We start from the raw sequence: 12083 nt of genomic DNA, 5'->3' as shown, positions 1-12083 counted from the left end.
GCTCCGCGCCGCGGGCGGACCGCGCTTCGTGCCCGGCCACGGCCGCGACGAGGGGTTCTACGCGGTCGTCCGGCACGCCGACGTGATGACGGCGAGCACGTCGCCGCAGCTGTTCGCCAGCGAGCCGAGCGTGACGACCCCGCCGCCGCCCGCCTGGGTGCGTGCGGTGTTCGGCGACTCCATGGTCAACCTCGACGGGGACCGGCACACCGAGCTGCGCCGGATCGTCCAGCGGGCCTTCACCCCCCCGGCGGGTCGCGCTCATCGAGGAGTCGATCTCCCGGGTGGCCCGGACCGTCGTCGACGACGTGCTGGCCCGCGGCTCCGGGGACGTCGTGTCCACGATCGCGGCTCCGGTCCCCACCCACGTGATCTGCGAGATGATGGGGATCCCGCCGGAACGCCGCGGGTGGGTCCTCACGCAGGTCGACGGCTCCACCGAGCTCATCGGCGTCGAGGGCGCCGGGCGCAGGCGGCTGCGGGTCCCCGGCCGCAACCTCGCCGCCCTGGTGCGGCTGCACCTGCTGGTGCGCCGGATCGGGCGGGACCGTCGCGCCCGGCCCGCCGGTGACCTCGTCTCCGACCTGGTCTCCGCCGAGGTGGGCGGTGACCGGCTCGACGGGCGCCGGCTCGGGGCGTTCTTCTCGCTGCTGCTGGTGGCCGGGATCGAGACGAGCCGCAACGCCGTCGCGCACGGGGTGCGGCTGCTGTCGGAGCACCCCGACCAGCGCGCGCTGCTGCTGTCCGACCTCGACCGGCACCTCGACGGCGCGGTCGAGGAGATCCTGCGGGTCTCCACCCCGATCGTGCAATTCCGGCGGAACGTCGCGGGCGACACCGAGCTGGGCGGGACGCCGCTCCCGGCCGGTGCCCGGGTGGTGCTGTTCTACGCGTCGGCGAACCGCGACGAGGCCGTCTTCACCGACCCGGACCGCTTCGACATCACCCGCCGGCCGAATCCGCACCTCGCCTTCGGCGGCACCGGGCCGCACTACTGCCTCGGCGCCCACCTCGCGCGCCGCGAGCTGCGGACGCTGTTCCGCGAGCTTCTCGAACGGGCGCCCGGCATCCGCACCACGGGCCCGGCGGAGACCGTGCCGTCCAGCTTCGACCACCGGATCCGGCGGCTGCCCTTCACGGTCGACCGCTGACCGTCCCCACCCCACCGACCTCCGGGAGCACCGATGACGAGCAGCCCGTCCACGAGAGCCACCCACACGCCGGGGTTCGACCGGGTCGTCCGCCGCGACGACGGCGCGTTCGCCGCGCTGGGCGCCGAGTGGGACGCGTTGCACCGGCGGTGCCCGACGGCCGGGGTCTTCCAGAGCGTGGAGTGGCTGGAGTCCTGGTGGCGGTCCTACGGCAGGCCCGGTGCGCTGCGGCTGGTCGTCGTCCGGCGCGACGGCCGCGCGGTGGCCGGGGCGGCACTGACCCGCACGGTGCGGGCGGGGGGGGGGCGGTCCTGGTCCCGGTCGGGGCCGGGATCTCGGACTGGTCGGACGTGCTCGTCGATCCGGCCGTCCCGGGCGCGGCGGCGGCGCTGCGCGGGGCCCTGCTCGCCGAGCCCGGCTGGTCGGTGCTCGACCTGCCCGAGGTCGCCGCCGGCGGGCACGCCCGCGACCTCGCCGGGGGCTGGCCGGGCCGCTGCCTGAGCACCCCCGCGTCGGTGTGCTCGTCGCTGCCCGCCGCGCCGATCGAGGACCTGGTCGGGTCGCTGTCGTCGTCGATGCGGGCCGACGTGCGCCGCGCACTGCGCCGGGTGGACGCGGCCGGGGTGACGGAGCGCCGGGTGCCGGTCGACGAGCTGCCCGCGGCCGTCGGGCGGCTGCTGGAGCTGCACCGCAGGCAGTGGCGCGCGCGGGGCGGGATGACCCCCCCAGCACGGGCGGCCCCGGTTCGCCGGGCACCTCACCCGCTCCGTGACCGCGATGGCGGCCGTCGGGCGGGCGGCCCTGCACGAGTACCGCGCCGGCGGCGAGCTGGTCGCCTCCAGCCTGCTGCTGATCGACGCAGAGCAGGTCGGCGGCTACCTCTACGGCGCCGATCCCGGGCTGTACGGCCGGGTCAACGTGACCACCATGCTCACCCGCACGGCGTTGCGGGAGGCCGTGGACCGCGGTGCCGCGCGGTTCGGCCTGCTGCGGGGCCGGGAGGAGTACAAGTCGGGCTGGCGGGCGGAGCCGGCGCGCAACGACCGGCTGCTGCTCGTCCGGCCGGGGGACCCGCGCGGGCTCGGCTACGCCGTCGTCGTGCGGGCGGCGGCGCGCGGGCGGGACGTGGTGCGGGAGCGGCTGCCCGCGGTGCGCGCGGCCGTCGCGGCGGCCCGCCGCACCGCCCGCAACCCGCGGCTGCTCCTGCGGGGCCGGTCCGCGGGTCGCTGAGCGCGGCCGGAACGGGTGTGGGGGCCGGCCTCAGCGGGTGGTGCCGAACAGCTCCCGCACCGCGTCGGCCGCCTGCGGGTTCTGCGTGCACCGGTACACCCCGTGCGGGCAGTAGTCGGTCAGGGTGCTGTAGACGGTGTCCTGGGACGCCATCCAGGCGTGCAGGTCCCGGACGTACTGCGCGTTGTCGCCGTAGCGGAACAGCCCCACTCCGGGAACGACACCGGCTTGCCGTGCTCGGCGGCGAACCGTGCCTGGTCGCCGAGCCCGTCCTGCTGGCCGACGTACTCCTCCCAGCTCGCGCCGGGCGGCTGGTCGTAGGTGTCCATCCCGATGATGTCGACGACGTCGTCGCCCGGGTAGCACTGCGGCCACGAGATCGCGTCGACGCCCCGGCTCGGGGTGAAGTCGAAGCGGAAACGCTGCCCGGGCTGCGCCCGCAGCACGTCGACGACGCGCCGGTAGTACTGCTTCCACGCCTCCGGGGCGGGTTCGCAGCGGTGGGTGTAGGTGTCGCCGTTCATCTCCCAGCCCGGCAGCAGCACCGCGTCCTGCAGGCCGCGGTCGACGAGCCGGCGGGCGAGCTCGGCGTAGTGCCGGTCGTACTCGCCGGCCGCGCCGCGGCGCAGCAGGGCCGCGACCTCGTCGTCGCCGACCTCGGCCTCGTTGGGGGCGGCCATCGGCACATTGAGCACGAACAGGTCGCCGGGGTGCTCGGCCTTCCAGCGCGACCACGGCCCGAGGATCTGCTCCGGGCCCTCGATCCCCTCCCAGGTCTCGCCGGGCAGGTAGGTGTGCCCGACCGTCGTGGGGCGGCCGAGGAACTGCTCGAATCCGCCGATCGCCTCCACCCCGGAGGAGTCGGAGCCGAGGAAGGCGCCGAACGCCTGCCGGGGGAGCCCGTCGGAACCGGGGGCCGGCGGTCCGCCGCCGACCGGGGGCGGCGGGACCACCGGCGCCGGTGGCGGCTCCGGGGCCGCGGTGCATCCGGCGAGCACCAGCACCCCGGCGAGCAGGACGGCGGACCACGCCCTCCGGCGACCCAGGCTCATCGGCTCTCCTCACAGACCTCGGTCGTCAGGGCGGCGACCGCGGCCGTCATGACGCGGACGTCGAACCGTTCCAGTACCCGGGCCCGTCCGGCGTCGCCCTCCCGGGCCGCGCGCCCGTCCGGGCCAAGCCGGTGCCCGAGCGCGGCGGCGAGCGCGCCGACGTCGCCCGGTGCGACGACCTCGCCGGCGTCCGGGCCGACGGCCTCCCGCAGCCCCGCGACGTCGAACCCGACGACCGGCCGTCCCGCGGACATCGCCTCGAGCGCGACCAGCGGCATGCCCTCCCAGCGCGACGGCAGCGCGACGACGTCGGCGGCCGCGTACCAGGGCGCGGGATCGCCCGCGGTGTCGCGCCACAGCACCGTCGGATCGCTGCAGCCGGACTGCCACGCCGCCCGGCGGGGACCGTCCCCGACGAGCACCAGGCGCGCGTCCGGGTGCCGGGACCGCACCGACGGCCAGGCGTGCAGCAGCAGGTCCTGGCCCTTCTGCTCGGCGGTGCGCCCGAGGCACAGCACGATCCGGGCGTCGGCGGGCAGGCCGAGCGCCGCCCGCGCGGCCGCCCGCGACGACGGCCGGAACCGGTCGGTGTCGACGCCGTTCGGCACCGTCACCGCCGGGCCGGCGACGCCGGCGGCGCGCCCGGCCGCGAGCTCGTCGTCGCTGACGCACAGCAGCCGGTGGGTCCACCGGGCCCCGAAGCGCTCCCAGCGGCGGGCGGCGGAACCGGCCGTCCCGTTGACCGCCGCGAACGACCAGGCGTGCGGCTGGAACAGCGTCGGACGGCGGCCGCGCAGCGCGAGCCGTCCGGCCAGCCCGGCCTTGGAGCTGTGCAGGTGCGCCACGTCGGGATCGTGTGCCCGGATCAGCCCGGCCAGCGCGCGGGTCTCCGCGAGCGTCGCCGGGCCGGGGGAGCGCCCGGCGCACCACGTGCCCACGGCGATCCCCGCCCCGGTCATCCGCGCGGCGAGCGGACCGTCCGGGCAGGCCACCCGGGGGTCCCAGCCCTGCTCACGCTGGCTGACGCACAGCTGGGCGACGCCCGCGTCGACGGGCTGGCTCACGTGGAGGACCCGCACGGGCCGTCCCCCTCCCCGGTGTGCAGGCGACGCGCTCTACCGGAGGACCGAGCCTAGCGCTCTCAGCCCGGCGGGCGGCGGTAGTAGTCCGCGAACAGGAGCGCCCCACCGGTGCCGAAGCCGAGGACCCAGGTGCTCGCCTTGTGCGACGGCACGTCGCCGTGCCCGGCGCCCGAACCGTCCAGCAGCTGCTCGACGACGTCCGGGATCACCCCGCCCTGGCTGCTGAGAAGCGTCACCCCCGGCAGCGCCGCGAGCTCGCGGAAGCGGGCCAGCCCGGCCGGCGGGTCCGTCCAGTAGTCGTGCTCGCCGAGCAGCGGCTCGACGCCCGGCTCGCCGAGCCCGCTCCGCTCCACCAGCGGCGCGATGGTCTCCCCGCAGCGCAGCGGCGGCGCCGTGTACGCCCGGTCCGCACCGAACCGGGGCAGGAACGACGCCAGCCGGTCCGCCTGGGTGTGGCCGGTCCCCGAGAGCGGGCGGAGGTCGTCGTCCCCCTCCCAGGCCGAGCGGCTGCCCGCCTTCGCGTGCCGCACGAACAGCACCGTCGACGTCGGCACCCCGGCGTCGGAGAGGCGGGCGATCAGCGTCCGGTCGTGCTCGTGCTCGACGAGCCCGGACGCCTCGGCCGCCCCGGCCCAGCGCAGCTCGTCGGTCCCGTCGGTGGCGGTGAACCCCTGGTCGTCGACCACCTCGGCCGCCCAGTAGTGCACGACCTTGCGGCCCTTCCCCGGCACCGTGTACGTCGTGTGCCCGAGCCGCCCGCCGAGCCGGCACCCGAGGTGCGCCTCCTCGGCGGTCTCGCGCAGCGCGGTCAGCGTCAGTGCCTCGCCCGGGTCCTGGTGGCCCTTGGGCAGGGACCAGTCGTCGTAGCGGGGGCGGTGGACGAGCGCGAACTCCAGCGAGCCGTCCGCGGCCAGCCGGTAGGGCACCGTCTCGGCTGCGACGACGTCGGTGAGCCCGGCCGGGTCGGCCTCGGCCCCACCGGTGTACAGGGCGCCGTACAGCCCCATCAGTCCTCGTCCGACCCGCGCCGCGAGTTCATCATCTCGATCTGGTGGTCGCGGACCCGGACGTTGTCCGACCCGGCCGCCGGCGACGGTGACCAGGACCCGTCCGGCCCCAGCGTCCAGCAGCGGGTGGCGGGATCGAGGCAGGAGTCGAACATGGCGCCGAGCTGGTCGGCGAGCTTCGGGTCGGCCACCCGCAGCATCACCTCGACCCGCCGGTCGAGGTTGCGGTGCATCATGTCCGCCGAGCCGATCCAGTACTCGTCGGCGGCCTCGAAGTGCAGCACCCGGGAGTGCTCCAGGAACGGGCCGAGGATCGAGCGGACGGTGATGTTCTCGCTCAGCCCCGGCCGCCCGGGGACGATCGCGCAGATGCCGCGCACCACGATGTCGACCGGCACCCCGGCCTGCGACGCCCGGTAGCACGCGTCGATGATCGCCTCGTCGACCAGTGAGTTCGCCTTGATCTGGACCCGCGCGGTCTCTCCGGAGCGGTGCGCCTCGATCTCGTCGTCGATCCGGCGGACGATGCCGCGGCGGATGCCGTAGGGGGCGACGAGCAGGCTCCGGTACGAGGTCTGGCGCGAGTAGCCGGTGAGCGAGTTGAACAGGTCGGTGAGGTCGGCGCCGATCGTCGGGTCGGCGGTGAGCACGCCGACGTCCTCGTAGAGCCGCGCCGTCTTCGGGTTGTAGTTGCCGGTGCCGATGTGGCAGTAGCGGCGGATCTCCGAGCCCTCCTGGCGCACGACCAGGCAGGTCTTGCAGTGCGTCTTGAGGCCCACGAGCCCGTAGACGACGTGCACGCCGGCCTTCTCCAGCTGGCGGGCCCAGCGGATGTTGGCCTGCTCGTCGAACCGGGCCTTGATCTCGACCAGTGCGACGACCTGCTTGCCGGCCTCGGCGGCGTCGATCAGCGCGTTGACGATCGGGGAGTCGCCGGAGGTCCGGTACAGCGTCTGCTTGATCGCGAGCACGTTCGGGTCGGCGGCGGCCTGCTCGATGAACCGCTGCACCGACGTCGAGAACGAGTCGTAGGGGTGGTGCACCAGCACGTCGCCGTCGCGGAGGGTCGCGAACACGCTGCGCGGGGTCTCCCGCTCGGCGAACGCCGGGTGGGTGGCCGGGCGGAACGGCTCGTCCTTCAGGTCGGGGCGGTTCACCCCGTGCACCTGCCACAGCCCGGTGAGGTCCAGCAGCCCGGGGACGGTGACGACGTCGTTCGGGTCGACGTCGAGCTCGCGCAGCAGGAGCTCCAGCACGTGCTCGGACATCGTGTCGAGCACCTCGAGCCGCACCGGCGGCCCGAACCGGCGGCGCGCCAGCTCGCGTTCGAGGGCCTGCAGCAGGTCCTTGTCGCGGTCCTCCTCGACCTCCAGGTCCGCGTTGCGCGTGACCCGGAACGGGTGGACCTCGGTGACCTCCATGCCGGTGAACAGGTCCCCGAGGTGCGCGGAGATGAGGTCCTCGATCGGCAGGAAGGTGACCTGCCGGTTCCCGGCGCGGGTGTCGGTGTCCGGCGGGTCGACCGTGACCAGGCGGGGCACGTTGTTCGGCACCTTCACGCGGGCGAACCGCTCGGTGCGGCCCTCGGGGTCGCGGACGGTCACCGCCAGGTTGAGCGACAGTCCGGAGATGTAGGGGAACGGGTGCGCCGGGTCCACCGCGAGCGGGGTGAGGACCGGGAACACCGACTCGGAGAAGTAGTCCGACAGGCGCAGCCGCTCCGCGTCGGTCAGGTCGTCCCAGGCCCGGATGTGCACGCCCGCCGAGTCCAGCTCGGGGCGCAGCTCGTCCATGAAGACCTCGGCGTGCGCCCGGGACAGCGCGCGGCTGCGCTCGGCGATCCGGGCGAGCTGCTGGCGCGGGGTGAGCCCGTCGGCGCTGCGCACCGACAACCCGGTCTCGTCGCGGCGCTTCAGCCCGGCGACCCGGACCATGTAGAACTCGTCGAGGTTCGACGCGAAGATCGCGAGGAACTTGGCGCGCTCCAGCAGGGGCTGGCTGGAGTCCTCGGCGAGCGCGAGCACCCGGGCGTTGAAGTCCAGCCACGACAGCTCGCGGTTGAGGTACCGGTCCTCGGGCAGGGGATCGGGCAGCGCCGGTGCGGTCGCGCCGGCGGGGGGCGCGATCAGCGATGCTCCCTGGCCCGGGACCGGTGTCGGCGGGGCCGGCGGCCCGGGTGGCGTGGCCTGGACCTGCTGGACCGGGATCTCGGGACCGGGCGCCTTCTGCTCGGCGACGGTGCGCGCGGTGGTGTGCACCCGGCGCGAGGCCGGGCGTGGAGCGCGCCGGCCCCCGGGGCGGGGCCGGGCACCCGAGGAGGAGGCGCCGTTCCGTCCGGTCGGGGCTGCCGAGTCGTCACTCACCCGGCGATTGTTTCGTACCGTCGTCGTGGCGGCCAACCACACACCGGACGACGAAGATGAATTCCAGGTGGCGTGGCCGACGGATGCGTCACACCTTCGGGCAGGGGAGCGGCCCGTCCGGGTGACGGCCGGGTGGTTCCGGCGCCGTCCCGGCCCTGGTGGCGGGGCCGCCGCCGGGCGTGCGCCTCCGGTGACCGAGTACCGCACGCGTCCAGGAGCCCACGCCCAGGGCGACCGCCGCGTCGAGGTCGGCGGCGGTGTCGACGTCGCGGCGCAGGCCGGGGCGGTCGCCCGGCAGGACCACCGCCCCCGACGCCCGGTGCGCCGCCGCCGAAGCGCCGCCGAAGTGCGGCTCGAGACGCACGCCGGGGGCGGCCAGCAGCAGGGTGGTGCCGGTTCCGGGCTCGTCGGGCTGGAACACCCGCCGTGCACCGTCGGCGTACAGGGCCGCGGCGGCGGTGACGGCGTCGTCGAGCTCGGCGGGCCGCAGCGCCGGAAGGTCGGCCTGCAGCGCACCGATCGCGGCCCCGTCGTCGCGGGACCGGAGCAGGGCCGCGCCGTGCCGCAGCGCGCCGTTGAGCCCGCGGCCCGGGTCGGTGACGACCTCGACCCCGAGCGCGCCGACCTCCACCGCGACGGCCGGGTCGGAGGAGATGACGAGGACCTCCCGCACGGCTGCGGCCGACACGGCGGCCCGCACGGTGTCGCGGGCCAGCGCGAGCGCGAGCCGCAGGTGCGCGTCGAGGTCGCCGACACCGCCGTCCGCGGCGCCGCGCAGCCGGGTCTTGGCCTTCGGCAGCGGCTTCACCGGGACGACCAGGTCCACCCGCAGGGTCACCGGCCCATCGTCGCACCACCCGGACCCGTTCCGGGGGTGGGTTTACCCGGGCCGCCCGATGTGGGGAGACTTCTGCACCAGAGATCCGGATCGGCTGTGGTCCGGGGACCGCTGACGACCCCGCCACGCTGCGGGTGGGAGGAGGCCGCCGGTGGCCCGCGAGAAGGGCGGATTCTGGGTCGGGCTCGCCGCCACGGTCTTCTACCCGGTGGGGTGGCTGACGGGGCGGCAGCGCTACCAGGGCCGCGAGCACCTGCCGTCGACCGGCGGGGCACTGCTGGTCGGCAACCACATCTCGTACCTGGACCCGATCCACACGGCGCTGTTCGTGCACACCGCGCGCCGGGTCCCGCGGTTCATGGCGAAGAACAGCCTGTGGGACGTCCCGGTGCTGGGGTCGATCCTGCGCGGCAGCGGGCAGATCCCGGTGTTCCGGGACACCGCCGACGCCCAGCAGAGCCTGTCCGCCGGGACGCAGGCCCTGGCCGACGGCAAGATCGTCATCATCTACCCGGAGGGCACCATCACCCGGGACCCGGAGGGCTGGCCGATGCGGTCGCGCACCGGCGTCGCCCGGATGGCGCTGGCCTCCGACGTGCCGGTGGTGCCGATGGTGCACTGGGGCACCCGGGAGGTGTACGACCACTACGGCAAGCGGTTCCGCCCGCTGCCCCGCACCGAGCTGGTGCTCCGGGCCGGGGAACCGGTGGACCTGTCGGCGTACCGCGGGCGCCCGCTCGACGCCGTCGTGCTGCGCGAGGTGACCGACCTGATCATGAGCCGGGTGCGTGACCTGCTGGCCGACGTGCGCGCCGAGACCGCCCCGGAGGAGTTCTACCGGCCCAGCGGTTCGGGCAAGGAGGCCGGCCGGTGAGCGCGCCGCCGTTCGGGGAGTGCCCGGTCAACGAGCCGGTGCACGACGTCCAGCGGGTCGCCGTGCTCGGCGCCGGCAGCTGGGGCACCGCGTTCGCGAAGGTCCTCGGCGACGCCGGCCGCGAGGTCCGGCTGTGGGCCCGCCGCGCCGAGGTCGCGGACGCGATCAACTCTGGGCGCCGCAACCCGGACTACCTGCCCGAGATCGAGCTGCCCGCGAAGCTGTCCGCGACCCACGACCCCGCCGAGGCCCTGCACGACGCCGACGCCGTGGTCCTCGCGGTCCCGTCGCAGTCGCTGCGGTCGAACCTCGAACACTGGCGGGGGCTCATCCCGGACGGCGTCACGATCACCAGCCTGGCCAAGGGCGTCGAGCTGGGGACGCTGAAGCGGATGACCGAGGTGATCGACGACGTCACCGGCGTCGGCGCCGACCGCCTCGCCGTCGTCTCCGGGCCGAACCTGGCCGCGGAGATCGCGCACGAGGAGCCGACCGCGACCGTCATCGCCTGCCCGGACCACGAGCGCGCGGTGGCCCTGCAGACCGCCTGCGCGACCGGCTACTTCCGCGCCTACACCAACACCGACGTGATCGGCGCCGAGCTCGGCGGGGCAGGCAAGAACGTGATCGCGCTGGCCGTCGGCGTCGCGTCCGGGATGGGGCTCGGCGACAACTCGCGGGCGTCGCTGATCACCCGCGGGCTCGCCGAGATGTCCCGGCTCGGGATGGCGCTCGGTGCCTCCCCGCTGACGTTCGCCGGGCTGGCCGGGATGGGCGACCTGGTGGCGACCTGCAGCTCGCCGCTGTCGCGCAACCGGACCTTCGGCGAGCAGCTGGGCCGCGGAGCGAGCCTCGGCGAGGCCGAGCGCGCCAACCACGGCCAGGTCGCCGAGGGCGTGAAGTCCTGCCTGTCGATCTGCGAGCTGGGGGAGCGCAACGGCGTCGAGCTCCCGATCGCCGACGCGGTGCGCCGGGTGTGCCACGAGGGGATGACCGCCCGGCAGATGGCCAAGGAGCTCATCTCGCGGGCGCCGAAGCCTGAGTAGGCGCTTCGCGCCCGTGAGTGGTTATCGCGGTCCGGACCACGTGTCGTGTCTCAGCACATCTAAGACAGATCTGTCTCAGCACATCGTGGACGGTTTGCTGGTGGTCCGCTGGTAGCGGACGCTGCGATCGAGGGTAAGGCTGGCGGCGACCGCGTCGTCGATGAGGATGGTGACGCGGTCGCCTTGCCAGAACACCTCCGCGGTGGTGCCGGCGTGGCGGCGGCCCAGACCGATCGAGGTTCCGGAGAAGCTGATGACTCCGGTCTCGGAGACGGTGCGGGTGAGGTGTCCGGCGATGCGGGGTGCGGGTCCGGCCGGTCGGGCGGGTTCGCGGGTGTGGAAACGCTGGTGCGGGGTGTCGCCGTCGAGGCTTTGGTGGCGGCGGTGGTTGTAGCCCTGCCGGTAGGTCTCGAGCAGGTTCTGGAGTTCGGTCAGGGTGGCCGGGGTGGGTCGGGCGGCGAGCCAGCGTTGCAGGGTCTGGTGGGCGCGTTCGTTCTTCCCGCAGGTCTGTGGGTGTCCGATCGAGGACACGATGGTGGTGATGCCCAGCGCGGCCAGGCGGCGTTCGAGGTCGACCAGGGGCCACTGGCGGCGCCGGCCGGAGAAGGCGGTGCCGTTGTCGGAGAGCACGCAGGCCGGGTGGCCGTAGCGGGCGAAGCCGGCGCTGAGCGCGGCCCAGGCGGCCTCGCCGTTCTCGCTGCTCGCGGCGTGGCAGGCGATGTCGAGCCGGGAGTGGTCGTCGATGACCTGCACCACCGTGGCGCGCCGGCCATCGGCCAGTACGGTCCGGGCGCCGTCGATCTGCCAGACCGCGTTCGGGGCCGGGTGGACGAACCGGTGCGTGCTGCGGCGGGGTCGTTTACGTGGTTGCGGGGTGATCTGGCCGCGGTCGGCCAGCAGCCGGTGGATCGTGGCCCGCGACGGGACCTCGGCCTGCTCGAGTGCCGGGCCGCTGCCGCCGCTACTGCCAGGGCCGCTGCCGGGGCTGCTGCCGGGGCGGGCCGCGTCGAGCAGCCGCCAGCGGATGGTCTGGGCTCCGTGGTCCCAGCCCTGGTCGGCGAGTTCTTTGCGGGCCCGCACCACCGCCTCGGCCACGTGTTCGGCCACCGCGCTGGGACGGGTGTGCGGAGCACGTGAACGCGGTGCCAGACCGGTGCTGCCCTGGTCTCGGAAACGGGACAGCTTGCGATAGAACACCGACCGGGACACGCCGAGTTCTCGGCACACCCGAGCGATGTTGATCTCTTGCCCGGCGGCGGCCCGGGCGACCGCCGCGACGCGGTCGGGATCCATCTCGAACCCTGTTCCACCCACCTGGACCAGGCTGGCCGATCACCAGGATCGACCAACCCGGCCAGCGGGCTACTCAGTGTCCTCGATGTGCCGAGACATCAACTGTGTCGGATGTCCTGAGAACAGGCACGCGGTCAGGACCGACAC

General features: G+C 74.8%; 12 protein-coding genes and 1 pseudogene. 4 read left to right on the top strand and 9 right to left on the bottom strand.

Annotation, left to right across the window (positions count from 1 at the left end; genetic code table 11):
- Window positions 1-57 precede the first annotated feature (57 nt).
- Window positions 58-183 carry a hypothetical protein gene (locus tag Ae150APs1_RS34285; protein WP_256385581.1) on the bottom strand — a complete coding sequence of 42 codons (126 nt, stop codon included), beginning with the start codon at window positions 181-183 and terminating at the stop codon, window positions 58-60.
- A gap of 101 nt (window positions 184-284) precedes the next feature.
- Between Ae150APs1_RS34285 and Ae150APs1_RS09740 the strand changes: the two genes are divergently transcribed.
- Complete coding sequence (locus Ae150APs1_RS09740; RefSeq protein ID WP_212567194.1) at window positions 285-1151, top strand: cytochrome P450; 867 nt, start codon at window positions 285-287, stop codon at window positions 1149-1151.
- A gap of 206 nt (window positions 1152-1357) precedes the next feature.
- Here the strand turns inward: Ae150APs1_RS09740 and Ae150APs1_RS33480 are convergent, their stop codons facing one another.
- Window positions 1358-1612 (bottom strand): hypothetical protein, encoded by a 255-nt coding sequence (locus Ae150APs1_RS33480; protein ID WP_075297074.1) that lies wholly within the window; start codon window positions 1610-1612, stop codon window positions 1358-1360.
- 286 nt (window positions 1613-1898) lie between these two features.
- On the opposite strand from Ae150APs1_RS33480, the pseudogene Ae150APs1_RS09730 reads away from it, so the two are divergent.
- A pseudogene (locus Ae150APs1_RS09730) lies at window positions 1899-2381 on the top strand (GNAT family N-acetyltransferase); the annotation flags it as partial.
- A 30-nt stretch (window positions 2382-2411) separates the two neighbouring features.
- Here Ae150APs1_RS09730 and Ae150APs1_RS34280 read toward each other — a convergent pair.
- The 6 genes from Ae150APs1_RS34280 to cofC form a co-directional block, all read right to left on the bottom strand.
- Window positions 2412-2534, bottom strand: coding sequence for a hypothetical protein (locus Ae150APs1_RS34280; RefSeq protein WP_256385580.1), 123 nt, complete (start codon window positions 2532-2534; stop codon window positions 2412-2414).
- Complete coding sequence (locus tag Ae150APs1_RS09725) at window positions 2501-3433, bottom strand: glycosyl hydrolase (protein WP_212567193.1); 933 nt, start codon at window positions 3431-3433, stop codon at window positions 2501-2503. The genes Ae150APs1_RS34280 and Ae150APs1_RS09725 overlap by 34 nt, the downstream gene beginning before the upstream one ends.
- Complete coding sequence (locus Ae150APs1_RS09720) at window positions 3430-4497, bottom strand: glycosyltransferase (protein WP_249266281.1); 1068 nt, start codon at window positions 4495-4497, stop codon at window positions 3430-3432. Before Ae150APs1_RS09720 ends, Ae150APs1_RS09725 begins: the two co-directional genes overlap by 4 nt.
- Before the next feature lie 77 nt (window positions 4498-4574).
- On the bottom strand, window positions 4575-5522 hold the full coding sequence (locus Ae150APs1_RS09715) for a bifunctional NUDIX hydrolase/histidine phosphatase family protein (RefSeq protein WP_083680040.1): 948 nt from the start codon (window positions 5520-5522) through the stop codon (window positions 4575-4577).
- Complete coding sequence (locus tag Ae150APs1_RS09710) at window positions 5522-7780, bottom strand: RNA degradosome polyphosphate kinase (protein WP_075301916.1); 2259 nt, start codon at window positions 7778-7780, stop codon at window positions 5522-5524. The genes Ae150APs1_RS09715 and Ae150APs1_RS09710 overlap by 1 nt, the downstream gene beginning before the upstream one ends.
- Before the next feature lie 193 nt (window positions 7781-7973).
- Window positions 7974-8723: a 2-phospho-L-lactate guanylyltransferase gene (gene cofC / locus Ae150APs1_RS09705; protein WP_075297068.1), complete on the bottom strand. Its 750-nt coding sequence runs from the start codon at window positions 8721-8723 to the stop codon at window positions 7974-7976.
- 151 nt (window positions 8724-8874) lie between these two features.
- On the opposite strand from cofC, the gene Ae150APs1_RS09700 reads away from it, so the two are divergent.
- Both Ae150APs1_RS09700 and Ae150APs1_RS09695 read left to right on the top strand, forming a co-directional pair.
- On the top strand, window positions 8875-9597 hold the full coding sequence (locus Ae150APs1_RS09700) for a lysophospholipid acyltransferase family protein (protein ID WP_010241175.1): 723 nt from the start codon (window positions 8875-8877) through the stop codon (window positions 9595-9597).
- Complete coding sequence (locus Ae150APs1_RS09695; protein WP_083680038.1) at window positions 9594-10643, top strand: NAD(P)H-dependent glycerol-3-phosphate dehydrogenase; 1050 nt, start codon at window positions 9594-9596, stop codon at window positions 10641-10643. The genes Ae150APs1_RS09700 and Ae150APs1_RS09695 overlap by 4 nt, the downstream gene beginning before the upstream one ends.
- Before the next feature lie 75 nt (window positions 10644-10718).
- Here the strand turns inward: Ae150APs1_RS09695 and Ae150APs1_RS09690 are convergent, their stop codons facing one another.
- Window positions 10719-11957, bottom strand: a complete 1239-nt coding sequence (locus Ae150APs1_RS09690; RefSeq protein WP_249266236.1) for a DDE-type integrase/transposase/recombinase — start codon at window positions 11955-11957, stop codon at window positions 10719-10721.
- Between the last annotated feature and the right edge of the window lie 126 nt (window positions 11958-12083).

It is taken from the genome of Pseudonocardia sp. Ae150A_Ps1 (assembly GCF_001932315.1).
Classification (GTDB): domain Bacteria; phylum Actinomycetota; class Actinomycetes; order Mycobacteriales; family Pseudonocardiaceae; genus Pseudonocardia.
Note: the sequence above shows the minus strand (reverse complement) of the source record. Positions and strands in the feature narration are given on the sequence as shown.